Raw genomic sequence first — 23,956 nt, 5'->3', positions numbered from 1 at the left:
TGCGCCGCAGCACGTGGTCGATCGAAGGAGGAACAAGCGATGGCGCTGTCCAAGCGGTGCGTGGGTGCGGCGGTACTGGCGGCCGGGCTGCTGTGCGCGGTGAGTCAGACCGCCACCGCCGCCCCTGCGACCGGCCCGGGCGAACCGGCTCCGCTCGCCACGTGTTCCCAGTCGTACCTGCCGTTGCCCGACCCGGCCTGCACCCCCGGCGCCAAGAACCCGGACGTCACGCAGTCGACGATCGACTCGACGATCTGCGTGTCGGGGTGGACCTCCACGATCCGGCCGCCGACCTCCTACACCAACCCGCTCAAGGAGCAGGGGATCGCCGACTACGGCTACTCCGACACGAGCATGTCCGACTACGAGGAGGACCACTTCCTGCCGCTGGAGCTCGGCGGAGATCCGCGCGCGCCGGAGAACCTGTGGCCCGAACCGCACGCCGGCGACGAGAACTCCTACTCCAAGGACAGCGTGGAGAACCGGCTGAAGAAGGCGGTGTGCGACGGCGAGGTCACGTTGAACGCCGCGCAGGACGCGATGCTGACCGACTGGACCACCGCGGAATCGGTACTGGGCCTCGGCTGAGCCGACGCCGCCGGCTCAGCCGCCGTCGCCGGTGCCCGCCCGGTCGAGGACGTCCTGGGTGAGCTGGGTGCGCTTGTCGAGGCCGAGCCGATGCAGCAGATCGGCCGCGTAGCCCTCCACGGTGCGTTCACTCAGGTGCAGCGCCTCGGCGACCTGCGCGTAGGTCAGGCCGCGAACCATCAGCCGGGCCACCTCCAGTTGCCGGCGGGTCAGCTTGCCGGTCGGGTGCTGCCGGGCCGGCCGGCGATCGTCGAGCGCGTAGTCGACCGCCTGGTGATGCCGACGGCGACCGTCGTCGAGCTGCCGCTCCAGCGTGCGCGGGTCGAGCACCGCACCGACGCGGGCCATGACGCGTTCGTGCAATTGCGCCAGTGGCCGGAGTCCGGCGATGCGCACGCCGATGAGCCGGCGCCGCTCCTCGGCCGCGGCGGCCAGCCACGCCGCCCGCTGCGCCTGGCGCTGGTCGGGCCGGTCGGGGTCGAGCGATTCGGTCACGATCGCCGCGGCCACCAGCAGCGACCAGGTCAGCCCCCACAGGTCGCCGATGCCGTCCTGCAGCAGCAGCGCCTGCCGGCACTGGTCGCGGGCGTCGGCCAGGTGGTGGTGGCCCAGCGCCGCCAGCGCGCGGACCCAGTGCGCCCAGGACACGTTCCACGGCGCCTGCGCGCCCTGCGCCACGCGCAGGTACTCCGCCGCCGCCGCCTCGGCGTCCGGCGCGGCGATGAAACCCTGCGCCATGGCCCACATCATCGTCGCCATCTGGTGATCGCCCCCGGTCTCGGGGGCGTCGAACGCGGTACGGGCGGCGTCGAGCAGCGGCACCGCGGCCGGGTCACCGTAGGCGAGGGCGAGCGCCCCGCCCTCGGCGAACAGCAGCGGCGGGGTGGGCTCCAGCTGCCACTGCTCGTGCAGCTTGTGGCTGGCGGCGATCAGCTCGAACGCGCGGTCGGGGAAGCCCTGGGTGACCGTGACCCACCCGTCGGTGGCCATCGTGGCGGCCAGCAGCACCGCTTCCTGCGGGCCGCCGACCGCGGGCTCGCCGGCCGGCGGCGGGCGGTGGAAGGCGCGGATGACCCGGTCGGCGATGTCGCGGACGTCGGACAGCCCACCGCACAGGAACGGGCTCCGGCTCCGGGTCAGGTCGCACACGATCGTGCAGGCACCCACCAGCTCACCGTCGGCGATGCGGTAGTCGACCGCGTTCGCGATGTGGTCGAGCTGGGCGTGCACGCCGTGCAGCACCTCGACCTCCGCCGGCCCCATCCAGTCGGCCACGGCCGCGGTCGTGAGCGAGGCGTAGTAGCTGCTGTGCGCGGCGCGGGCGGCGGGCAGCAGACCGGCGGCGGCGAGCTTCTCGGCGCCGTACTGGCGCTCGGTCTCCAGCAGGTAGAGCCGCGGGACCCGGTCGCGGCCGATTCCGGCGCTGAGGATCCGCTTGTCGCGCAGCCCCGCGACGGCCCGCGCGATCGCCGGGCGCGCCAGCCCGGTACCGGCGCACACCGCCACCAGCTCGTGCTGGGCGGCCGGGTTGCGGAACACCGAGATCCACTGCCAGACCTGCTGTTCGGCCGGGGTGCACAGGCTCCACGACCAGTCGTCGACGCGGCGCAGCGCGCTGTGTCGCCCGTCCGGTTCGGCCTCCGGCCGCAGGTCCACCACGGTGTGCCAGCGGTCGGCGGTCACCGCGTGGATCAGCACCGCCAGGCTGGTGGTGGCGAGCCAGGCGCTGGCCAACCGCAGCGCCAGCGGCAGCCGGTCCAGCGCCTCCACCAGCGTGGTGATCTGCTGGAGCTCGGCGCGCGCCTGCGGATCGGAGGCCGCCCCGGTACCGCCGGCGGCCAGTCGCGCTCCGCCCGCGCTGGCGTAGGCCAGGAACGCCTCGATCGCGTCGGTGGTCGACAGCGGCGCCAGGTCGACCACCTGTTCACCGGCCTCGTGCAGGTGCAGGGGTTGCCGGCTGGTGGCGAGGATCCGCAGCCCGGGCACCCCGGCCAGCAGCGCCGTGACCGCCTCGCGCACCGGCGCCGCGACGTGTTCGCAGTTGTCCAGCACCAGCAGGCTGCGGTGTTCGTCGAGGTAGTCGACGAGCACGTCGAGCCCGGACTGTTGGTTGAAGCTGCCGGTGGCCCGCCCGATGGCGGCGTAGATCTGCTGGACCGTGGTGGTGCCCAGCGGCGGCAACCCGGCCAGCTCCACCACGCAGGCGCCACCGGGCATCGAGGCCGCCACGGAGTTGGCGATGCGCACCGCCAGCCGGGTCTTCCCGACCCCGCCGGTCCCGGTGAGGGTGACCAGCGGGTTGCGGTCCAGCAGCGTCATGACACGCCGTTCCTCGGCGAGCCGCCCGACCAGCGGACCGTAGTCCAACGGCAACCGCGCGGAGCGGTCGTTCTCCGACACCGACAACCATCCGTTCCGTTACGCAACTCTCGGAATCACCATACGACGAAAGTGACGACTGTACGGGGACAAACCGGGTACCGGAAGGCGGAAAATACGGTACGCCGCGATACCGGAACCACGTACCTACCGGTACGGTGTTGCGACTCTCCCGTACATGTACGGATGCAGCCGGCGGAAGGCGCGGAGGAGACTCGAAACGCCCGAGCGATCGGGCGAGGTCGACTCGCAGACGTACCGGGGGTTGAGGTGTCGCACGCGGCCATCCGCGCCGCCGTGCAGCACAGCGGCCTCCCTGCGAGCGACCCGTACCGCTGGTCGCCAGCCGCTGCGCACCTCCGCGCGCCGGCTGGCGACCAACGATCTCGGGCAGTCCGCCCTCGGCCGTGGTGCTCTTCCCCGGCCTGCGCCGCGACGCCCCACTCCCCGCCGGCGACCAGCTCGGCACCCCGTCGCCGTCGTCGACCGGCCTTTGGGGCATACCGGCCTCGGCGATAGGTTCGTCCCCACCGTCCTTTGACTCGGGAAAGGGCCCCCCTCATGCCCAAGATCGCCATCGTCGGCGCCGGCCAGTGCGGGCTGACGCTCGCCGCCGGACTGCTGCGCACCGGCGACCACGAGGTCACCATCGTCTCCGCGCTGACCGCCGACCAGGTTCGCAGCCGGCGGCCCACCTCCACCCAGGTGATGTTCGAGCCCACCCTCGCCATCGAGCGCGACCGCGGCCTGGCTCTCTGGGACGACCAGACCCCCGCGATCGAGGCGCTGCACATGACGCTCGCGCCCACCCCGCAGACGCCCCGGCTGGACCTGGTCGGCCGGTTGCCGGCGCCGGCCCGGTCGGTCGACCAGCGGGTCAAGATGGCGCGACTGCTCGACGAGCTGGACCAGCACGTACGCACCCAGACCGTCACCGTCGACGACCTGGAGGGCTACCTGGACTCCGGGCGCTACGACCTGGTCGTGGTCGCGGCCGGCCGCGGTGAGCTCGCCGAGCTGTTCACCCGCATCCCGGAACGCTCCCCGTACACCACGCCGCAACGGAAACTGGCGGTCTGCTACGTGCGCGGCATGGCGCCCGACCCCGACGTCGACGTCGTCGACGGGCACTTCAACGTCGTACCGGGGGCCGGCGAGATCATCGTCATCCCCGCCCTGACCACCACCGGTACCTGCGACATCATCTTCGTCGAGGCCATCCCCGGTGGCCCGATGGACGTGTTCGACGCCGGCATGACCCCGCAGCAGCACCTCGCCGCGCTGCAGGACGTGCTGCGCACGAACGCGCCGTGGCTGGCCGAGCGCTGCACCGCGATCACCCCCACCGACCCGAACGCCAACCTCGTCGGCGCCTTCACCCCCACCGTGCGCAACCCGGTCGGGATCCTGCCGTCCGGTCGCGCCGTGCTCGGGCTGGCCGACGTGGTGCTGGCCAACGACCCGATCACCGCGCAGGGCTCCAACGCCGCCGCCCGCGCGGCCGCGTTCTGGGAGCAGGCCATCCGCGACCACGGCGACGGGCCGTTCGGCACCGACTGGATGCACGCCAACGCCGAACGGTTCTGGACCGAGATCGGCGAGACACCGACCCGCTGGACCAACGAGCTGATGCTGCCGCACCCGCCGGCGCCGCACGTCGCGCAGATCCTCGGCGCGGCAACCCAGTTCCCCGAGGTGGCCGACCGCATCGCCTACGGGTTCACCGACCCCGACGACCTCAACGACTGGTTCATGACCCCCGAGGCCGCGGAACGCTACCTCGGCGAGGTCGTCGCACGGCACCAGGCCGCCACCTCGTAGCCGGCGGCCCGATCGTGGCACCCGACGCCAGCCCGCAGCCCGGCGACCCGGTACCGACCGTCGGCATCCTCGGCGGTACCGGACGGCAGGGCCGCGGGCTGGCGTACCGGCTCGCCGTGGCCGGCCGTACCGTGCTGCTCGGCTCCCGCCGGGAAGAGCACGCCCGCGACCGGGCCGCGCGGCTGATGGCCATGCCCCGGGTCACCGGCACGATCCGCGGCACCAGCAACGCGCACGCCGCCTGCGCCGCGCTGGTGATCGCCGCGCTCCCCTACCCCGCGCATGCCGACACCCTGGGCGCGCTGCGCGACCAGCTGGCCGGCGCCACCCTGATCGACTGCACCAACCCGATCCGCCGTACCGCGGCCGGCATCGGCCTGATCAGCGTGCCGGCCGGCAGCGCGGCCGAGGAGGCCGCCGCGGTACTGCCCGGCACGCTGGTGGCCGCGGCGCTGCACCACGTCTCGTCCGCGAGCCTGATCAACCCGGCCAACGCCACGCTGACCGGAACCGTCCCGGTCTACAGCGACCACCCGGACGCGGTCGAGGCGGCGTGCACGCTGATCCGGCACCTCGGCGGGCTCCAGCCGTACCGGGCCGGGCCGCTGCGCGACGCCCGCGACGCCGAGAGCCGGGCCCCCGCACTGATCACCGCCGCGCTCGCGCCGGGACATCGCCAGGCACGCACCGACCCACCACGCGACCGGACGTCGTAGGCCGCACGACGGGTCGCCTGGCGCCACGCTCGGTGGAACCACGTTGCGGCAGTCGCGCACCGCGCCGGCGATGCCGCCGGTCAGTCGCGCATCGCGGTGTGGAACCGCTGCTGGTAGGTACGCGGTGGCACGCCGAGGTGTCGGACGAACGCGCGGCGGAGCGTCTCCGTACTGCCGAACCCGCTGCGCAGCGCGGTGTCGGTGACCGAGTGGCCGGAGTCGAGCAGGTCCCGGGCCGTGTCGAACCGGACCTGCTCGACGTAGCGGGCCGGGGTGGTGTCCAGCTCCTCCCGGAACAGCCGGGTCAGGTGGCGCGGGCTGAGGTGAGCCAGCACGGCGAGCCGGTCCAGCCGGTAGTCGCCCGCCGGGTCGGCGACGATGGTGTCGCGCAGCCGGCGCAGCGGCGAGGTACGCGGCAGCGCGGAGCGCAGCGACGGGGAGAACTGCGACTGTCCACCGGGCCGTTGCAGGAACACCACCAGGGACCGGGCGACGTCGCGGGCCATGCCCGGTCCGTGGTCGCGTTCCACCAGCGCGAGGGCGAGGTCGATCCCCGCGCTGACCCCGGCGGAGGAGAGCATCGGCCCGTCCTCGACGTAGATCGCATCCGGATCCACCTCGATCCCCGGGTACGCACGGGCGAGGGTCCGGGAGTGCTGCCAGTGCGTTGTGGCCCGCCGGCCGTCCAGCAGCCCGGCCGCGGCCAGGAGGAACGCACCGGTGCAGATCGAGGCGGTACGGGCGGCCCGTCCCGACAGCGTCCGTGCCGCGGCCACGAGAGCCGCACCGATCGGCCGGGTGGGCAGGTCGTCCCCGCCCGCCACCAGGACCGTGGACAGCGGCCCGCCGCCGGCCGCGGCCGCATCCACGCTGATCCGCATGCCGGTGGAGGACGTGACGTCGTTGCCGTCGGGCGAGTACAGGAGGTCGTAGTCGGCACCGAACCGGTTCGCCTCGCTGAACACCTCGCTGGGGCCCGCGACGTCGAGCAGCTTGACCCCGTCGAAGACCAGGATGCCGATCTCCACCGCGCCTCCCCGAGTCCGGATCCGTGCGATCCACGGCCGGTATCGCGGGGCGCGGACCCGGCCCGCCGGGCGAGGCTGGCCGTGCGGCCGAAAACCGCCGTCACCGTCGCCGAGCGTACCGACCGGTGCGCCGGGGCACGGTGCACCACGCGACGGCGTCCGGACGCCGGCCGTCGCCCGAGTACGGCGACGTCGCTCACCGAACAGGAGACAGCCATGCCCGACGAGCCGACCGCGGCCGGGATCGCGGTGCCCGACACGGCGCTCGCCCGCGACGCCACCGAGCTGGTCCGCGCGGCCACCGACGACCTGATCTACCACCACTCCCGGCGGGTCTACTGGTGGGGCGCCCTGCAGGGCCGCAACCGCGGGCTCAGCCACGATCCGGAGCTGCTGTACGTCGCGGCGATGTTCCACGATCTCGGGCTCGGCGCCGAACACCGGCACAGCGGCCGCCGGTTCGAGGTGGACGGCGCCGACGAGGCACGCCGCTTCCTGCGCCGGCACGCGGTACCGGAGGACAGCATCCGCCGGGTGTGGACCGCCATCGCGCTGCACACCACGCCCGGCATCCCCGAGTACATGGAGCCGGAGGTCGCCCTGGTCACCGCCGGCGTGGAGTACGACGTGCTCGGGATCGGCTACCACGACATCAGTGCCGCCGACCGGGCCGCGATCACCGCCCTGCACCCGCGCCCCGACTTCAAGCGGCGGATCCTCGCCGCCTTCACCGAGGGCATCGAGGCCAAGCCGGAGACCACGTTCGGCAACGTCAAGGCCGACGTGCTGGACCGGTTCGTACCCGGCTTCCGGCGCGGGAACTTCGTCGACGTCATCGAAGGCTCCGACTGGGCCGAGTAGCCGGTCGTGCGCCACGCTCAGCGAGCGTCCCCGGCGGGTCGGTCGGACGGTTCGTCGGTGATCCGGCCGATCGCGTCGGCCAGCTGTTCGCGGTGCTCGTCGAGGGCGTCGCGGGTGAGGCCGGCGCCGGCGGCCCGGGCGAGGCGGTCGGTCGCCACCCGCAGCACCGCACCGAGGGTGGCCGCGCGTACCTGCACGGCAAGGCTGTCGCGGTCCTCGCCGAGGCGCTCGGCCAGCACCTCGGCGAGGGTTGCTTCGGCGCGTTCCTGCAGCATCAGGTAGGTCGCCCGCAACGCCGGCTCGTACCGGGTCATCCGGACCACCTGCAGTACCGCGTCCACGTCGGACGCCGACGGCGCGCCGATCAGCGGGGTGTAGGTGGTACGCAGGTGCTCGGCCAGCGCGACGCCGCGCGGCCAGGCGCGAACGGCGGCCTGGAAGGCGTCGACCATGGTGGTCAGCAGCGGTTCGACGCAGCTGTCCTTGCTGCGGAACAGGCGCCACAGGGTGCGTTCGGAGATCCCGGCGGCCCGGGCGATCTGCTCGCCGGTGGTGGTGGCGACGCCGTGCTCGGCGAACAGGCGCACGGCGTGGCGCGAGACGTCCAGGCGCCGGCGTTGCCGTTGCCGGTCGCTGACCGGCGGCCGGCCCCGCCGCGGCGCCTCGCCTGCGCCGGTCACCCCGCTCACCTCCGTACCGGTCGGGTCGGCATCCCGCGATGAAAGCACGTGGCCGCCCGCGACACCGGCCGCACGGTTTGTTGTCGTACAGTGCCAATAAATAGTATGGTCGACTTGCCCGATATGACCGTCAGGAGCTGCCGATGAGCGTTGCCGCCGAACCCGTCCAGTTACCCCTTGCCCGGCCGAACGTGCTCGACCTCGCCCCCCTGTACGAGGTGTTGCGTCGCGAGGCGCCGATCGCCGCCGCCACCACCCCCGCCGGGGATCCGGCCTGGCTGGTCACCCGGTTCACCGAGGTCCGCGACCTGCTCGGCGACAAGCGGCTCGGACGCTCGCACCCGCACCCCGAGCAGGCGGCCCGGATCACCACCGCCGCCATCCAGAACGGCCCGTCGGGCAACTACGACACCGAGCAGGCCGACCACACCAGGATGCGGCGGCTGCTGACGCCCGCCTTCTCCGCCAAGCGGATGCGGCTGCTCGGCGACTACGTGCAGCGCCTCGTCGACGGGTACGTCGACCAGCTCGTCACCGACCACGCCGCCGCGCCCGACCGGGTGGTCGACCTGCGCGACGGCCTCGCCTTCCCGCTGCCGGTCTCGGTCATCTGCCGGCTGCTCGGCGCACCCGAGCAGGACCGCGAACGCTTCCACGGGCTGTCCGAACGGATGGCCAACTACGCCATCGGCGCCGACGCCGAGCGCGCCCGGGCCGAGTTCAGCGAGTACATGACCGGGCTGGTCGAGGCCAAGCGCGCCGAGCCCGGCGAGGACGTGATCTCCGATCTGGTCCGCGCGCAGAGCGCCGACGAGGCCTTCGACTACGCCGAGATGGTGCGGTTGTGCGTCGGGCTGCTGTTCGCCGGGCACGAGACCACCGTCAACCGAATCGGCCTCGGCACCCTGTTCCTGCTCACCCACCTCGACCAGTGGCAGGCGCTGACCGCCGACCCGGACGGGCGGGTCAACGCCACCGTAGAGGAGATCATGCGGCTCGGCGCACCCGGCGAGCTCGGCCTGCTGCGGTACGCGCACACCGACCTCGACGTCGCCGGCGTCACCATCCGGCGCGGCGACGCCGTGATCCTGTCGATCAACGCCGCCAACCGGGACGCCTCCGTCTACGCCGACGCGGAGACGTTCGACCCGGACCGCGCCGAGCGCAACCACCTCGGGTTCGGCCACGGCGCGCACTTCTGCATCGGCGCCAGCCTGGCCCGTACCGAGCTGCGCATCGTGTTCGCCACCCTGGCCCGCCGGCTGCCCGGGCTCCGGCTCGCCTGCACGCTCGACGAGCTGGAGGTCTCCCCCACCCTGACCGGCAGCCTCGCCGCGCTTCCGGTGACCTGGTGATCACCGGTACGGCCACGCCGCCTCACCCCACCCGCCGCATCGAGGAGAACGTCGTGAAAGTTTCCGTCGACCAGGACGCCTGCGTGTCATCCGGGCAGTGCGCGCTGACCGCCGACGACGTGTTCGACCAGCGGGACTCCGACGGAGTCGTGGAACTGCTGGACGCCAACCCGCCGCAGCAACGCCTGCGCGACGTGCAGTCCGCCGCCGCGGGCTGCCCCGCCATGGCCATCACCGTGCGGCCGTAACCGAGCTCGGCCGCCGGGCCCCTGCTCATGCGGAGCGGACCGGTTGCCTTGCCCTCCCTGCGATCGCCGACAGGCAAGGGGTGGCCCGGCCATGCGGCCGGGCCACCCCTTCGCTCGGGCGACAGAACGAAGGACAGCCCGAGGTGGAGAACGAACAGGGTGCCGGCGGCGGTCAGGACGGTGTTGACCTTCCTCAGCGGCATGATGCTCCGTCTTGGACGGCAGGGTTCACGGGCGGACGCGGCGCGGACGGCCGATGGCGTGCCAGCTGATGGATGCCGTGGACAGGATCGCCTTGGCCGGTGTCACGACCCGGCGCCGCCCGGGGTGAGGATTTCCATCAGATGCCCGTCGGGATCGCGGAAGTAGAGGCCGCGGCGACCTTCCGTCCGTTCGCTGTGATAGATCTGCCCCACCTCCTGGCAGGCGGGATCGCCGTAGTGGGTGACTCCACCGCGCCGGATACGGGACAGGGCGGCGTCGAACTCCTGCTCGCTGACCATGAACGCGTAATGATGTGGCTCGAAGTCGTCCAGCTGGTCGTAGTCCAGGCTGATCCCGTTGGCCAGCGTGACCGGCGTGAAGTGCGCCAGCGGCGGATCGACACTCAGGCCGAGGATCTCGGCCAAGAACTGCGCCGACGCTCGCGGGTCATGGGCAGGGGCGATGGTGTGATTCAGGTCCACGGACATGGGTTGTCTCCATCCATCGGGTCATTCGTGCGGGCCGGGCGGCCACGGTTGCCGGGTCAGGCGTCGAGCCGCTGGAAGATGTGCGGATACGACACGATGTCGGCCGGGAACTCGGCCGCAATGCGTTGGAACTGCGGGTTGCCGAGAGCGGCGGCGAGCGCCCGGGTCGATTCCCAGACCGCGACGTTCAGCAGCAGCCGGCTGCCCGCCGTTCCCTGATGCAGTTGCAGGGAGACGAATCCCGGCTGGCTCCGCATGAGCTCCGCCTGCCGCCGGAACAGGGCCAGGAACGATTCGGTCCGCTCCGTCGGTACGAGGAAGGTGTTGGCCAGCACGATGGGCCCGGTCTCCTCGGTGAGCTGGGCGAACATCGGCGTGTTCGGGTCCAGGCTGCGCAGCTCGGCCATCTTCGGTACGTCCTTTCGCGGTCGGGCGTCAAGGTTGCCAACGCATGTTGGCCAACGACTGTTGGCAACAGTAGAGCGACCATCCTCGGCTGTCAACACGTGATGGCCTACGCTTGTTTGCATGACCGGCAGCACCGAGCAGCAGCCCGCCCGCCGTTCCGACGCCACCCGCGCGACGATCCTCGACGCGGCCCGCGCGCGGTTCGCGGCGGACGGCTACGAGAAGGCGACCATCCGGGCCATCGCGCGCGACGCGGAAATCGACCCGTCGATGGTGATGCGGTACTACGGCAACAAGGCAGGTCTGTTCGCGGCGGCCGTCTCGATCGACCCCCGACTGCCCGCCCTGTCGTTCGACCAACGCGAGGAGATCGGCCGCACGCTGGTGCGCCACTTCCTCGCCCTGTGGGAGGAGAACGGCGAGCTCACCGCGCTGCTGCGGGTCGGCGCCACCGATCCGGAGGTCGCCGAGCGCACGCAGAGCGTGCTGCAGGACCAGTTGATCCCGCTGGCCCGCCGGGTCGGGCCCGAGCCGGAGCAGGCGCCGGTTCGGGCGGCGCTGTGCGCCTCGACCGTGCTCGGGCTCGCGCTGACGCGCTACGTACTGCGCTTCCCGGCGAGCGTGGCACTCGGCCGCGAGGAGATCGTGGAGTGGCTCGGCCCCACGATCCAGCGCTACCTCACCGCGCCCACGCCATGACGAACGAGCCGCGATGCCGGGCCCGCGTCGCGCCCTCTTGGCGGTCGCCCGACTCGTACTGACACCAGCCGGCCGCGACGCGATCCGCCGCGTCACCACCGACGGTGCGCGGCACGCGCGCCCGGTGCGGTACGTCACGGGGTCGGGAGGGTGACTCGGTGCGACGGAGTGTCGGCGGGGGGTCGTATCGTTCGGGGCGTTGTTGTACGGGGGCGGGTGGGGTCGTGGCCGGGAGAAGTGCCGAGCAGTTGCTGCACGAGTTCAGCAGCAACGCCGAGGCGGACGTGACGATGTCGTTGCTGCGCTCGGCCGACGCGCTGCTGCACCTGGCGTTGATGGCGGCGCATCTGGGTGACGGTCAGGTGGTGGACGGAGCGGCGCTGGCGACGGCGATCGACCGCGACCTGCCGCGGCTGGTCCGGTCGGCACCGTTGCCCGGCGACGGCCCCGGGCTGGCGTTCGCCGACGCCGACGCGCTGCTGACCCGGTGGACGAAGAAGGGCTGGGCGCACCGCACCGTCGATCCCGAGTCGCGCTCCGAGCGGTACCAGCTGACCGCCGGTGCGGCGCAGGCGGTGCGGCAGATGCGCAACCTGCGCCGGCACACCTCCACCGCGACCGAGTCGGCGCTGGCGATGGTGATGGCCGGCGTGCACCAGATCGCGACGGAGGCCGACCCCGACCTCGACTCGCGCCGGGCCGAGATCGACGAGCAGATCCGGGCGCTGCGCGCCAAGCGCGACGAGCTGGATCGCGGTGAGGTTCCCGCGGTGGCGCACGCCGAGCTGGTGGAACGGATCTCGACGCTGATGCATCTGGTCGAGCGGATCCCGGCCGACATCGCCCGGTACGGGGAACGCATGCAGGCCAACACGATGGCGCTGATCCGGCAGAGCCTGTCGGACGACGCGGAGGAGTTCGCCGAGTCGTTGCGGCGAATGTTCGAGGGCCACGACGTGATCGCCGAATCGCCCGAGGGGCAGGCGTTCCGGGCGTTCGCGACGCTGATCGGCACGCCCTCGCAGCGCTCCCGGCTGGAGACCGACATCGCCGACGTGCTGCTGCGCGTCGAGGGGCTGCCGGCGGAGGTGGCGGAGGCGCTCGACGGGTTCATCGACGCGATGTGGCAGCGGGTCCGCGAGGTCGAGCAGGCCCGCGCGATGGCGTTCCGGCGCATCAGCACGTTCGTGCGCGGCGGCGACATCGCGCACTACCGCAGCATGCGCACCCGGGTGGCGGAGGCACAGACCGCGGCGGCCGAGGCGTTCGCGGTGACCCACGGCGGCCGCGACATCGGCTTCGCCGTACCGATGAGCGGGGTCGACACCAGCTCGGTGGGGCGGCTGCGGCTGCGCGAGGGCCCGCCGGAGCGCCCCGACCCGCTGGTCGACGACGCCGGGTTCGCCATCGACCCGGCGAGCCTGATCGGCGCCGAGTCGATCGACTGGGCCGCGCTGCGGCGGGCGGTGAACGCGGCGATCGAGGCGCACCACGGCATCGCGACGCTGCCCGACGTGCTGGAGCTGCTGGCGCAGCCACGTACCGGCGACATCATCGGGCTGTGGTCGCTCGCGGCCCGGTTCGGCAAGGCCGACCTGCAGTCCCGGGTCACCGTGGTGGCGCACACCGCGCAGGGGTTGCGCCCGCTCACCCTGCCCTACCTGCTGTTCGGCGACCAGCTTCCCGACCCGGCCGAGCGCGGCGGCCCGCCCCGCCCGCGGCCCGGCCAGGGCAACCTGCTCACGGAGGTGCCGGCGCATGCCTGACGACCCCGAGGCCGTCGACCCGGCGCTGTTCGCCGAGACACCCGCGACGCCGCTGGACCCGACCGAGGTCTTCGACACCGAGCCGGCCGCCGCGCCGGTCGGCGCGCACCTGGAGCGCGACCACGAACCACGCTTCGACGGCGACACCAGCGCCCTGCCGCCCGAGGTGTGCTGGACGCTGCAGGAGCTGGTCGCCGCACCGCACCTGACCGACAAGGCGAAGAAGCACTGGGCGATCGTGCTGCAGTACGAGCAGGTGCTACGCAGCCGGCTCTCGGAGCTGGGGCTGCTGCTGGAGGTCAACCGGGAACACCGGTACGCGTTCACCCGGCAGGCCGACGACCCGAGCCCGCACGGCCGTACCATCCTGCGCACCCGCACGCTGAGCCTCGCCGCCAGTGCCCTGGCGCTGCACCTCTACCAGCAGTACCTGACCGCGCCGGACGACCCGGTGGTCTCGACCACCGACCTGATCGACCACATGTTCGCCTACAAGCGGGCCACCGACACCGACGCGGCCGCGTTCGACAAGAAGATCCGCACCGCGATCAAGTCGCTGGACGACGCGTCGATCATCCAGCCGATCCGGGGCACCGACCGGTACCTGATCCTGCCGGTGATCACCGCGATCCTGACCGCCGACCGGGTCGAGGCGCTGACCGACACCTACACCGCGATCGCCCGCGGCGACATCGGCGACACCGCCGAGGAGGACGACGATGAGTGAGCGCGCTCGTACCATCCACCTCGGGCAGGTGCGGCTGACCCGGCTGCAGGTGATCAACTGGGCCACCTTCACCGGCTACAAGGACTTCCCGATCGACGAGCGGGGCGTGCTGTTCACCGGCCCGTCCGGTTCCGGGAAGTCGTCGCTGATGGACGCGCACTCGCTGGTGCTGCTGCCCACCCACGACCAGCGGTTCAACGCCTCGGCCGACCTGAGCGCCCGCGGCGCCAAGCAGGCCACCCGCAGCGTCGCCGACTACGTGCGCGGCGCCTGGTCGCAGACCAACGACGCCAACGCCCAGGCCCGCACCCGGTACCTGCGCGGCGGCAAGCCGACCTGGTCGGCGGTGGCGGCCACCTACGACGACGGGCTGGGCACCGTCACCACGGCGGTGGTGGTCAAGTGGTTCACCGGCGCCGAGACCGACAACGCGTCGCTCAAGTCGCTGTTCCACCTGTACGAGGGGGCGTTCGAGCTCACCGCGCTGACCGGCTGGGCCGAGCGCGGCTTCGACACCCGCTGGCTGCGCGCCACGTTCGCCTGCACGCACTGCGACGGGCCGGTCAAGTTCTCCCGCGAGCTGTCCCGCCGCATCGGGCTCGGCAACTCCAGCATGGCGCTGTCGTTGCTGGGCAAGGCGAAGGCGATGAAGAACGTCGGCGACCTGAACCTGTTCATCCGGGAGAACATGCTCGACGAGCCGGAGACGTTCGCCGCCGCCACCGACATGCTGGACACCTTCACCCCGCTCAACGACGCGTACGAGACGGCCCGGCGCGCGCACGCCCAGGAGAAGGCGCTGCACGAGCTGCCGGACGCCTGGCAGCGCTACCAGCACTCCGAGCAGCGTCAGACGATGGCCGACGAGCTGCTCGGCGCCACGCTCGACCACTACGTGCGGGCCGTCCAGCTGCGGGCCGCGCAGACCGCGCTGGACGAGATCGACGCGACGATCGAGCGACTCGACGCCGAGCTGTCGGCGGCGAACACCCAGGTCGAGGAGGCGTCCGAGCGCTATCAGTCGCTGGAGGCGCAGCTGCGCCGGGACGGCTCGATCCTCGGCGAGCTGCAGACCCAACTGCGCGCCGCGCAGAGCGAAACGCAGGCCCGGCGGCGCGCGTACCAGAGCTTCACCGGTCTGGTCGACCAGCTGGACCAGCCGGCACCGACCAACCGGCAGGAGTTCGACGAGTTCCACACCCGGCTCGGCAGCCTGGTGTCCACCGCGGCCCGCGAACGCACCCAGCTCGCCGGCCGGCGACACGCGGTGTTCGCCGCCGCAGCGGCCGCCCGGAACCGGCACAAGGACAAGGCCGCCGAGCTGGCGGGGCTGCGCTCGGCGCGCTCGCTGATCCCGCCCCGGCAGCGCGAACGCCGCGAGCTGATCGCCCACGGAGCCGGCATTCCCGTCGACGACCTGGCGTTCGCCGCGGAGCTGATCGACGTCGCCGACGGCGAGGAGCGCTGGCGGCCGGCGGCCGAGAAGGTCCTCCGCGGCTTCGGGCTGCGCCTGCTCGTGCCGGCGCGCCACCAGCAGGCGGTGATGCGGTTCGTGGACGAGCACGACATGCGCGGCGTCGTCGAGTACAGCATCGTCAGCCCCGTCACCGCCGCGGCGGCGCGGCCGGCGGCGGACACGCTGGCCGGCAAGCTGACCGTCGACACCGACCACCCCAGCGGCGGCTGGCTGTCGAACCAGCTCGCCAAGCGGTTCCAGCACGTGTGCGTCGAGTCCGCCCGCAAGCTGGAGCCGCACCCGATCGCGGTCACCCCGCACGGCACCGTCAAACAGCCCGGCAACGTCTTCCGCAAGGACGACCGGCCCGAGCTGACCAGCCGCTCCTCGTACATCCTGGGCGCCAACACCGCCGCCAAGATCGCCGCGCTGGAAGACGAGCTGGCCACCCTCGACGAGCGCAGCCGCGCCGCACAGGCCGACGCCGACCAGCTGGACGGGCGGTGGACGGCGCTGGAGCGCATCGGCCGGTGCGGAGCCCAACTGGCCGACCACACCGACTGGGAGCAGCTCGACCACTGGACCGCCGGGCGGCAGGCCGACGAGCTGGCCGACCGGCTGGCCGAGGTCCGCGCCAACAACGCCAACCTGCAGCTGCTGGAGAAGCGCCGCGACGAGGCCAAGCAGCAGTGGGAGGACCTGGTCGACCAGCGCGCCACCCTCAAGACCCAGCTGTCCGGGCACAACACCCGGCAGCAGGCGCTGGTCGACGTCCTCGACGCCGAGCAGGACCGGCCGCACGAGCTCGACGACGCCGCCCGCGACTACCTCGACGAGGCGCTCGCCGCGACCGAGGTCGAACTCGACCCGGAGAACGTCGGCCCGACCAGGACGGCGTTGCGCCGCGAGCTGCAGAACCGGCGGGAGGCGGCCAACGCCGAACGCCTGCACGCCCGTACCCGGGTCAAGAGCGCGATCGACCGGTTCTGCGAGCAGTGGCCCGACTCCGCCCCGGACACCAGCGGCGACGTCGACGCCTGCGGCGCGGACTTCGCCGCACTGCACGCCGACATCCGGCAACGCAAGCTGCCCCAGGCGATGGACCGCTTCCAGCAGATGATCAGCGAAGACATGGTGCCGTCGATCAGCGTGCTGCAACGCGCCATCGAGAACGCCACCGACGACATCCGGCGGCGCGTCGACATGGTCAACAACGGGCTGCGCCGGGTCGAGTTCAACACCGGCCGGTACCTGCAGATCGCCTACAAGGCCGCCCGCTCCGCCGACATGCGCGACTTCCGCACCATGGTCGACACGCTGCTCAGCCAGGCACCCGCCGCCCGCGGCAACGCGAGCAGGCTGCTCGGCCAGTTCCAGCGGGTGCAGAAGCTGATGGCGCAGTTCACCGCCGACACCGCCGAAGCCCGAGCCTGGCGGCGCAACGTCCTCGACGTGCGCACCAGCTACGGCTTCTACGGCCAGGAGGTCGACGAGGCCGGCGAGATCCACTACACGTACCGCAACACCTCGTCCAACTCCGGCGGCGAGCAGGAGAAACTCGTCGCGTTCTGCCTGGCCGCCGCGCTCAGCTACAACCTGGCCGACCCGGACGGCGACGGGCTGCCCACGTTCGCGCCGCTGATGCTCGACGAGGCGTTCAGCAAGTCAGACGAGGAGTTCTCCCGGCAGGCGCTCGCCGCGTTCGACGACTTCGGCTTCCAGCTGGTGATCGCCGCACCGATCCGGATGGCCGGCATCCTCGAACCGTTCATCGGCCAGGCCATCCTGGTCGACAAGCGGCTGCTGCCGCACGGCGCCCAGTCCGACGCCGCCACCGCCACCTTCGGCGAGTTGATCACCCGCGCCGAACATCCCGACGAGACCCGCGCCACCGCCTGAGACTGGTACCGGCTACCGCAGCGGCCCACTCGGCGAGCGCCTCAGCCGGTCGCCCAGTCCACCCGGGCGCCGGCGATGCCGGCCCTTGTAATGAGCAGGACGCCGAATACTGCGTTTGTCGCTCATGCCACTGCGGATACCCGCACCCGCGGGGTCGCGAAACATGGCGAGGGCCGGCTCGCTCACCCGAAGCCACGGCCGGCGAGCAGCAGGGGCCGGCGGTTGAGCGCTGACCGCGCGGTCACGGCTCAGTAGAACTGCGACAGGCAGAACTCGTTGCCTTCGGGGTCGGTCATCACCACGACCACGCCCTCGTCGTAGTCGTGGCGTTCGCCGGTGTACCCGCCGCCGAGCGAGACGACCTGCGCGATCCCCGCGTCGATGTCGTCGACCAGCACGTCGAGATGCAGTCGTACCTTGCCCTGCTTCGGTTCGGTGACGGGCTGGAAGACCAGCCGAGGCTGCGCGTCGTCGACGTGTCCCAGATAGATCCAGCCCGGCATGGACGGACCCTGCGGTCGGTCGAGCAGCACGCTCCAGAAACTCGCCACCCGCCGCACGTCGAGGCAGTCGACCGTGACACCGACCCACCGGTTCGCCATCTCTCGCTCTCCTCCTGTCGTCCGGCCCGATCGTGCCGGCGCCGCCGTCCGGGTCACCGGTTGTCGCCGGCGCCGCCGAGGACGCCGCGGCGTTGCCGGCTGGCGAGCTTGGCCAGGTTGCCCGCGGCGACCTCGTCCAGCGACAGGTCAAGGTGGTCGGCGAGCACCGCCAGGTACCAGAGCACGTCGCCGAGTTCCTTGGCGATGTCGGCCCGGTCGATCCGCGCCTCGTCGCTGTCGGCGTCGCGGACCCACTTCTTGAACTTCTCCGCGACCTCCCCCGACTCCCCGACCAGCCCGAGCACCAGGTGCAGCAGCTCGTTCTTCTTGTCGCGGGGAGCCGCGGTACGCAGGGCGCCACGCTGGTACTCGTCCAGGTCCATGACCGCCCAGTATGGTCGACCGCCGCTCCCGCCAGCCAGTCGGATTCGGCTCAGACGCGCTGCCCGTGTGGCACCTCGGCCGGCAACGTTCGATGGTTCGGGAGGCGACGGATGCCCGGTACCGCCAGTGCGACTCCGACGAGGACGAGCACCGTGCCGGCCAGCACGACGAGGAGCTGCCGGTGCCCCGACACCGCGAGCAGCAGGGCGAGAAACGGCACGAGCCCCTGAACGAAGAACACCAACCCGACCGTCCGACCGACCACCTCGGCGGGTGCGTGCAGTTCGAGCACCGTCTCCGACAGCATCGCGAACACCATGCCGGTGGTCGACGCGACGGTCAGCGCGGTCGCCGACAGCCACCAGGCCGCCGAACCAGCGACCGCGGCCAGCGCCGGCACCACCCCCAGGCACACGAGCAGTGCCAGCCGCGCGGGCCGGCGTACCGGCATCCGGGTGAGCAGGCAGGCGACCCCGATCACCGCCAGCGGGACGGCGATCTGGCGCGGCAGGTCGGGACCGGCGTCGACGTGGAACCCGGCCGGCAGGTTCATCACCGCGTCGGGCGCGGCCGCGATCGCCGCCAGCACCCCGAGCCCGGTGACCAGCCCCCACATCCACCACCGCGGGCGCGTGCGGACACCGGGCTCGCGACCGGCGGTACGGCCGGGCTCGCGACCGGCGGTACGGCCGGGCTCGCCATCGGCGGTACGGCCGGGCTCGCCATCGGCGGTACGGCCCGCCTCGCCGCCGGCGCTACGAAACGGCTCGCCGCCGGCGCTACGGCCCGGCTCGGCGATCCGCTCGCCGTGCCGCCGGCGCCAGTGGACGAGCAGCGCCAGCACCGCTGCCGCGGCGCTGAGCAGGATGGCCGGGACCAGCAGTGCCGACCAGCCGAACGGAACCGCGATCAGCAACGGCCCCGACGTTCCCACGACGAACTTGGCCGCGACGGTCGCCGCCAGCAGCAGCGCGTTGGCCCGCAGCAGTCGCCGGTCGGGCACCAGTTGCTGGATCAGGCCGCTCGTCGCCGGGAGGAACAGCCCGACCCCGCTGCCGATCACCGCTGCCGCGCCGACGGCCACCACCGGCCGTGCGCCCCACGCGACCACCGCCACCCAGGCGATCGTCGCGCCGGCCGCACCGACGACGGTCACGACGCTGCGCGACCAGCGGTCGGCGAGTTGCCCGCCGACGAGGGCCAGCACCGCCTGCATCAGCGCCATCAGCATGATGGCCCCGCTGCTGACGACCAGCTGGTGCGGTAACCGCCCGAGACTCAGGCCGAGGACGCCGACCGGTACCGAGCTGACCAGTGCGGTGCGCGAGGCGACCACCAACGTCGCGGTCTGCACACGCCCAGCCATCACGCCATTGTGGCGCAGGCGTACTCGGCGGCACAGCGGTCAGTCGAGGCGGAAGATCTCCGGCAGCAGGCCCGGCCCGTCGTCGTCGACGCGTTGTTCCAGCAGCTCTGCCATCCGGTCCTGCCAGCGGGTGTTGACCTCGGTCGCGGCCATCGCCGCCAGCGCCGCCGCCGGGTCGTCGGCCTCGAAGTAGCCGAACGCCTGCCGGCCGGACAGGTGGATCGAGTAGTTGCGGAATCCCGCCTCCCGCAGGGCATCCCGCATCTCCGGCCACACCTCCCGGTGCGCCGCCAGGTACTGCTCGACCTTGTCCGGCCTGATCGTCAACACGAACGCGGCCCGCGCCATCTCCACACCTCCGTGCACGACGTCTTCGTCGTTCACCGGTTCCGGTACTTGAGAAGCCCTTCGATGCCGAGCAGGAACGTCTCGCCGATCGGCTTCGGGTCGGTCAGGCAGCCGGCGGCCATGGCGCCGTCGCGCAGCATGACGAAGTGCCGGGCGGCCGGTTCCGGGTCGGTCTCGCCGGTGGCGGCGAGCAGTTCGGTGACCGTGTCCAGGAACCACTGCCGGTGTCGGAGGACCGCCTGGTGCACCGGATGCGCCGGATCGGGGTACTCGGCGGCCGCGTTGAGGAACGCGCAGCCGCGGAACCCCTGGCTCTGGAGGTCGTCGGCGATGTGCCGGCCGACGGCTCGTACGACGTCGTCGGGTGCGGCGTCCGCCGCCCGAGCGGCGGCGGTGCGCGCCCGGATCGCCTCGTCGGCGGCGGTCAGGTACGCGACGACGAGGTCGTCCTTGCTCGCGAAGTGCCGGTACAGCGTGGCGCGGGTGACCTGCGCGACGGCGATGACGCGGTCGACGCCGACGGCGTGGATGCCCTCGGCGTAGAACAGCTCGGTCGCCGTGCGCAGCAGCCGGTCCCGTGCCTCCGACATGTACCTGCCTCCTTCGCGGTCCGCCGCTCCGAGCCTAGCAGATAGAACGGTCGGTCTTGACAACGTCGCGGGGCGGACGCATGCTGAGACGAGACCGATCGTTCTATCTCGCAGATCGATCCCGCATCGAGGGGGAAACATGTCCACATCCGTCGACACCGGCGCCCAGATCGACGTCACCAGCGGCACCAGAGGGCTGCGAAACCTCTATTACGTCCGGTTCGCGTTCGCCATCGTCTGGGCCGGGCTGATCGTGCTCGTCGCCGCGACGCTCAACCCGGCGAGCATCGGCCTGCTGGTCGTCTACCCGCTGTTCGACGCCGCCGCCGCGGTGATCGACTTCCGTACCTCGGGGACCGACCGGCCACGAGCCCCGCTGTACGTCAACATGGCGCTGAGCTTCCTCACCTTCCTCGGCCTGGCCGCCGCGGCCACCTCCGGCGTGCCGAGCGTGCTCGCGGTGTGGGGCGCGTGGGCGATCACCGCGGGCATCGTGCAGCTGGTCGTCGCGATCCTGCGGTACCGGCTCGGCGGCCAGTGGGCGATGATCCTCAGCGGCGCGATCTCGGTCGTCGCCGGCGCGAGCTTCCTGCTGCAGTCCGGTGGCAAGAGCTCGTCGCTGACCAACATCGCCGGGTACGCCACCCTGGGCGGCATCTTCTTCCTGGTCTCGGCGATCCGGCTGCACCGCCGCGCAACCAAGGAGAAGTGACATGACTATCCCAACCCCGGACACCGTGTACGACGTCGTGGTCATCGGCGCCGGCCCGACCGGCGAGAACGTCGCCGACCGCGCGGTGCAGGGCGGGCTGACCGCCGCGATCGTCGAACACGAGCTGGTCGGCGGCGAGTGCTCCTACTGGGCCTGCATGCCCACCAAGGCGCTGCTGCGAGACGCCGCCGCGCTCCGCGCCGCGCGTGACCTGCCCGCCGCGGGCAGGGCGGTGCGGGGCGAGCTCGACCCCGCCGCGGTGCTGGGCCGGCGCGACCGGTTCGCCGCGGACTGGAACGACGCCGGGCAGGTCGACTGGCTCGAACAGGCCGGCATCACCCTGCTGCGCGGCCACGGCCGGATCGTGGACACCCGGACGGTGGCGGTCACCGGCGCCGACGGCGCCACCACCGTCGCGCGGGCCCGGCACGCGGTCGTCGTCGCCACCGGCAGCAGCGCCCGGATCCCGGCCGTTCCAGGGCTCGCCGGCGTGGCGCCGTGGACGAGCCGGGACGCCGCCAGCGCCCATCACGTCCCGCAGCGGCTGGCGATCATCGGCGGCGGCGTGGTCGGAACCGAGATGGCCACCGCGTTCGGTGCGCTCGGCGCGCAGGTGACGCTGCTGTCCCGGACCCGGCTGCTGCCCGGCATGGAACCGTTCGCCGGCGAGCGGGTGGCCGACGCGCTGCGTACCGCCGGTGCCTCGGTACTGGTGGACACCGAGGTCGCCGCGGCCCGGCGAGACGACACCGGTACGGTGCGGCTCACCCTCGCCGACGGACGGATCGTCGCCGCCGACGAGGTGCTCGTGGCCACCGGGCGCACCGCGAACACCAAGGACCTCGGGCTCGACCTGCTCGGCCTGGTTCCGGGCGACTGGCTCGCGGTCGACGACGCGCTCGCCGTGCTCGGCCGCGACGGTACGCCGGCCGGGCCGGGCTGGCTCTACGCCGCCGGCGACGTGAACCACCGCGCGCTGCTCACCCACCAGGGCAAGTACCAGGCCCGCGCGCTGGGCGACGCGATCGCCGCCCGGGCCCGGGGCGACCGGCCCGACCTGGGTGCCTGGGGACGCCACGCGTCGACCGCCGACGAGCGGGCGGTCAGCCAGGTCGTGTTCAGCGACCCGGAGGTCGCCTCCGTCGGGCTGACCGCCGCTGCCGCATCCGGTGCCGGCATCCCGGTGCGGGTCGTCGACCACGACCTCGGCAGCGTCGCCGGCGCCGCGCTGCACGCCGACGGGTACGGCGGGCAGGCCCGGATGGTGATCGACGCGCGGCGCAACGTCCTGCTCGGCTTCACCGTGGTCGGGCCGGACGTCGCCGAACTGCTGCACGCCGCCACGATCGCGATCGTCGGCGAGGTGCCGCTCGACCGGCTCTGGCACGCGGTGCCCGCCTATCCGACCATCAGCGAGATCTGGCTCCGGCTGCTCGAAGCCGACGGCCGCGACCACCACTGACCCCGGCATCGGGGTTCCGCACAGACACCTGCCAACGAAGGGAAGCACATCATGGTGGATTCCGTGTACACCGCAGTCGCCACCTCGACCGGGGACGGCCGCGCGAACGGGCGCGCCGCCAGCAGCGACGGGCTGCTCGACGTCGCCCTCGCCATCCCCCGCGCCATGGGCGGCCCGGGCGGCGCGACCAACCCCGAGCAGTTGTTCGCCGCCGGCTGGTCCGCCTGCTTCCACTCGGCGCTGAAGGCGGTCGCCGCGAGCCGGAAGATCACCGTCACCGACTCGGCCGTCGTCGCCGAGATCGGCATCCACCCCACCGAGCAGGGCGGGTACACCCTCTCCGCGGCGCTGCACGCCGAGCTCGGCGGCATCGACCAGCCGACCGCCGACGCGCTCGTCGCCGCCGCGCACGAGGTCTGCCCGTACTCCAACGCCACCCGGGGCAACATCCCCGTCACCGTCGACGCGACCGTCGCCTGACCCCGCCCGCGGCGCCCTGACCCCGCCGGTACGGTGCGGTCGGGGCGCGGCGGGTGGCGTCGGCATCGCTTGTCCGGCAACCGATCCCGATGGTTCAGTGGCTCGACGGCGCGGCCGGGACGGGATCGGTCTCGAGGATCGCGAACAGCAGCGAGTCGTGCCACCGGCCGTGCAGGTGGACGTCCTGGCGGCGCAGGCCTTCCCGGGTCATGCCGATCTTCTCCAGGACGCGCCGCGACGCGAGGTTGTCCGGCCGGGTGAGGGCCTCCACCCGGTGTAGCCGCAGGGTGTCGAACGCGAACCGCAGCAGCAGGCCCGCTGCCTCGGTGGCGATGCCCTTGCCCCAGTGGTCGGGGTGCAGCAGGTAACCCAGCTCGGCGCAGCTCGGGTCGCCGTCGCGGAGATGGATGCCACCGGTACCGGCGAGCTGCCCGTCGACGGTGAGCGCGAGGCTGTAGTCGCGGCGATCGTCGAGCCGCTGACCGTCCTCGACGTAGCCGCTGATCAGCTGCCGGTGTCCCGCCAGCGTCGTCCCCTCCGGGGACTCGATGTAGGTGAAGATCTCCGGGACGGACTGCCAGCCGACGACGACCTCGGCGTCGTCGACGGTGATCTCGCGCCAGCCGGCCCGGCGGCCGTTGAGCTCGACAGGAAACATGACGTCATCATGGCGCCGATACGACGCCAAC

The 23,956-nt window shown here is 72.5% G+C and carries 24 protein-coding genes; 13 read left to right on the top strand and 11 right to left on the bottom strand.

Features of this window, described 5'->3' with window-relative positions; genetic code table 11:
- Positions 1 to 39: 39 nt before the first annotated feature.
- Positions 40 to 588, top strand: coding sequence for a hypothetical protein (locus NUM_RS16540; RefSeq protein ID WP_207125758.1), 549 nt, complete (start codon positions 40 to 42; stop codon positions 586 to 588).
- 15 nt (positions 589 to 603) lie between these two features.
- Here the strand turns inward: NUM_RS16540 and NUM_RS16535 are convergent, their stop codons facing one another.
- A complete protein-coding gene (locus NUM_RS16535; protein ID WP_207125757.1) occupies positions 604 to 2,988 on the bottom strand; it encodes an ATP-binding protein in 2,385 nt (794 codons plus the stop codon).
- A gap of 540 nt (positions 2,989 to 3,528) precedes the next feature.
- Here NUM_RS16535 and NUM_RS16530 point away from each other — a divergent pair.
- Entirely contained in the window at positions 3,529 to 4,788 is a 1,260-nt protein-coding gene (locus NUM_RS16530) for a styrene monooxygenase/indole monooxygenase family protein (RefSeq protein ID WP_207125756.1), read from the top strand.
- A 14-nt stretch (positions 4,789 to 4,802) separates the two neighbouring features.
- The gene (locus tag NUM_RS16525; protein WP_207125755.1) at positions 4,803 to 5,504 is read left to right on the top strand and encodes an NAD(P)-binding domain-containing protein; all 702 of its coding nucleotides are present in this window, start codon (positions 4,803 to 4,805) and stop codon (positions 5,502 to 5,504) included.
- Between the two features lie 80 nt (positions 5,505 to 5,584).
- Here the strand turns inward: NUM_RS16525 and NUM_RS16520 are convergent, their stop codons facing one another.
- The gene (locus tag NUM_RS16520) at positions 5,585 to 6,532 is read right to left on the bottom strand and encodes a GlxA family transcriptional regulator (RefSeq protein ID WP_207125754.1); all 948 of its coding nucleotides are present in this window, start codon (positions 6,530 to 6,532) and stop codon (positions 5,585 to 5,587) included.
- Positions 6,533 to 6,748: 216 nt separating this feature from the next.
- Here NUM_RS16520 and NUM_RS16515 point away from each other — a divergent pair, with 216 nt between their 5' ends.
- Positions 6,749 to 7,393, top strand: a complete 645-nt coding sequence (locus tag NUM_RS16515) for an HD domain-containing protein (protein WP_207125753.1) — start codon at positions 6,749 to 6,751, stop codon at positions 7,391 to 7,393.
- A 17-nt stretch (positions 7,394 to 7,410) separates the two neighbouring features.
- On the opposite strand, the gene NUM_RS16510 is transcribed toward NUM_RS16515, so the two are convergent.
- Positions 7,411 to 8,073 (bottom strand): TetR/AcrR family transcriptional regulator, encoded by a 663-nt coding sequence (locus tag NUM_RS16510; RefSeq protein WP_207125752.1) that lies wholly within the window; start codon positions 8,071 to 8,073, stop codon positions 7,411 to 7,413.
- Positions 8,074 to 8,216: 143 nt separating this feature from the next.
- On the opposite strand from NUM_RS16510, the gene NUM_RS16505 reads away from it, so the two are divergent.
- The gene (locus tag NUM_RS16505; protein WP_207125751.1) at positions 8,217 to 9,428 is read left to right on the top strand and encodes a cytochrome P450; all 1,212 of its coding nucleotides are present in this window, start codon (positions 8,217 to 8,219) and stop codon (positions 9,426 to 9,428) included.
- Between the two features lie 53 nt (positions 9,429 to 9,481).
- Positions 9,482 to 9,676 (top strand): ferredoxin, encoded by a 195-nt coding sequence (locus NUM_RS16500; protein WP_207125750.1) that lies wholly within the window; start codon positions 9,482 to 9,484, stop codon positions 9,674 to 9,676.
- A gap of 305 nt (positions 9,677 to 9,981) precedes the next feature.
- Here NUM_RS16500 and NUM_RS16495 read toward each other — a convergent pair whose 3' ends face one another.
- Together NUM_RS16495 and NUM_RS16490 are read right to left on the bottom strand one after the other, a co-directional pair.
- Positions 9,982 to 10,368 (bottom strand): VOC family protein, encoded by a 387-nt coding sequence (locus NUM_RS16495; protein WP_207125749.1) that lies wholly within the window; start codon positions 10,366 to 10,368, stop codon positions 9,982 to 9,984.
- 56 nt (positions 10,369 to 10,424) lie between these two features.
- Positions 10,425 to 10,775 (bottom strand): antibiotic biosynthesis monooxygenase family protein, encoded by a 351-nt coding sequence (locus NUM_RS16490; RefSeq protein ID WP_207125748.1) that lies wholly within the window; start codon positions 10,773 to 10,775, stop codon positions 10,425 to 10,427.
- A 121-nt stretch (positions 10,776 to 10,896) separates the two neighbouring features.
- On the opposite strand from NUM_RS16490, the gene NUM_RS16485 reads away from it, so the two are divergent.
- The 4 genes from NUM_RS16485 to NUM_RS16470 all read left to right on the top strand — a co-directional run bounded on the left by NUM_RS16485 (position 10,897) and on the right by NUM_RS16470 (position 17,323).
- Positions 10,897 to 11,475, top strand: coding sequence for a TetR/AcrR family transcriptional regulator (locus NUM_RS16485; protein ID WP_207125747.1), 579 nt, complete (start codon positions 10,897 to 10,899; stop codon positions 11,473 to 11,475).
- Positions 11,476 to 11,699: 224 nt separating this feature from the next.
- Entirely contained in the window at positions 11,700 to 13,241 is a 1,542-nt protein-coding gene (locus NUM_RS16480) for a DUF3375 family protein (protein WP_207125746.1), read from the top strand.
- Positions 13,234 to 13,968, top strand: coding sequence for a DUF4194 domain-containing protein (locus NUM_RS16475; RefSeq protein ID WP_207125745.1), 735 nt, complete (start codon positions 13,234 to 13,236; stop codon positions 13,966 to 13,968). Before NUM_RS16480 ends, NUM_RS16475 begins: the two co-directional genes overlap by 8 nt.
- The gene (locus tag NUM_RS16470) at positions 13,961 to 17,323 is read left to right on the top strand and encodes an ATP-binding protein (protein ID WP_207125744.1); all 3,363 of its coding nucleotides are present in this window, start codon (positions 13,961 to 13,963) and stop codon (positions 17,321 to 17,323) included. Before NUM_RS16475 ends, NUM_RS16470 begins: the two co-directional genes overlap by 8 nt.
- 248 nt (positions 17,324 to 17,571) lie before the next feature.
- On the opposite strand, the gene NUM_RS16465 is transcribed toward NUM_RS16470, so the two are convergent.
- The 5 genes from NUM_RS16465 to NUM_RS16445 are packed head-to-tail and all read right to left on the bottom strand — an operon-like array spanning position 17,572 to position 20,613.
- Entirely contained in the window at positions 17,572 to 17,925 is a 354-nt protein-coding gene (locus tag NUM_RS16465) for a VOC family protein (RefSeq protein WP_207125743.1), read from the bottom strand.
- 53 nt (positions 17,926 to 17,978) lie between these two features.
- Positions 17,979 to 18,308, bottom strand: a complete 330-nt coding sequence (locus NUM_RS16460) for a nucleoside triphosphate pyrophosphohydrolase family protein (protein ID WP_207125742.1) — start codon at positions 18,306 to 18,308, stop codon at positions 17,979 to 17,981.
- Positions 18,309 to 18,358: 50 nt separating this feature from the next.
- Positions 18,359 to 19,675 (bottom strand): MFS transporter, encoded by a 1,317-nt coding sequence (locus NUM_RS16455; protein WP_207125741.1) that lies wholly within the window; start codon positions 19,673 to 19,675, stop codon positions 18,359 to 18,361.
- 39 nt (positions 19,676 to 19,714) lie between these two features.
- Positions 19,715 to 20,059, bottom strand: coding sequence for an L-rhamnose mutarotase (locus NUM_RS16450; protein ID WP_207125740.1), 345 nt, complete (start codon positions 20,057 to 20,059; stop codon positions 19,715 to 19,717).
- Complete coding sequence (locus NUM_RS16445; protein WP_207125739.1) at positions 20,056 to 20,613, bottom strand: TetR/AcrR family transcriptional regulator; 558 nt, start codon at positions 20,611 to 20,613, stop codon at positions 20,056 to 20,058. The genes NUM_RS16450 and NUM_RS16445 overlap by 4 nt, the downstream gene beginning before the upstream one ends.
- Positions 20,614 to 20,752: 139 nt before the next feature.
- On the opposite strand from NUM_RS16445, the gene NUM_RS16440 reads away from it, so the two are divergent.
- Genes NUM_RS16440 through NUM_RS16430 form a run of 3 tightly spaced genes read left to right on the top strand, consistent with a single transcriptional unit; the run spans position 20,753 to position 23,267 of the window.
- Complete coding sequence (locus NUM_RS16440; protein ID WP_207125738.1) at positions 20,753 to 21,325, top strand: hypothetical protein; 573 nt, start codon at positions 20,753 to 20,755, stop codon at positions 21,323 to 21,325.
- Position 21,326: 1 nt separating this feature from the next.
- Positions 21,327 to 22,787 carry a dihydrolipoyl dehydrogenase family protein gene (locus NUM_RS16435; RefSeq protein WP_207125737.1) on the top strand — a complete coding sequence of 487 codons (1,461 nt, stop codon included), beginning with the start codon at positions 21,327 to 21,329 and terminating at the stop codon, positions 22,785 to 22,787.
- Positions 22,788 to 22,838: 51 nt separating this feature from the next.
- Entirely contained in the window at positions 22,839 to 23,267 is a 429-nt protein-coding gene (locus tag NUM_RS16430) for an organic hydroperoxide resistance protein (RefSeq protein ID WP_207125736.1), read from the top strand.
- A 94-nt stretch (positions 23,268 to 23,361) separates the two neighbouring features.
- Here the strand turns inward: NUM_RS16430 and NUM_RS16425 are convergent, their stop codons facing one another.
- A complete protein-coding gene (locus tag NUM_RS16425; RefSeq protein ID WP_207125735.1) occupies positions 23,362 to 23,925 on the bottom strand; it encodes a GNAT family N-acetyltransferase in 564 nt (187 codons plus the stop codon).
- Between the last annotated feature and the right edge of the window lie 31 nt (positions 23,926 to 23,956).

The sequence above is a fragment of the Actinocatenispora comari genome (assembly GCF_017312725.1).
Lineage (GTDB): Bacteria > Actinomycetota > Actinomycetes > Mycobacteriales > Micromonosporaceae > Actinocatenispora > Actinocatenispora comari.
The sequence above is the reverse complement of the archived record's forward strand: the minus strand, read 5'-3'. Positions and strand labels throughout refer to the sequence as shown.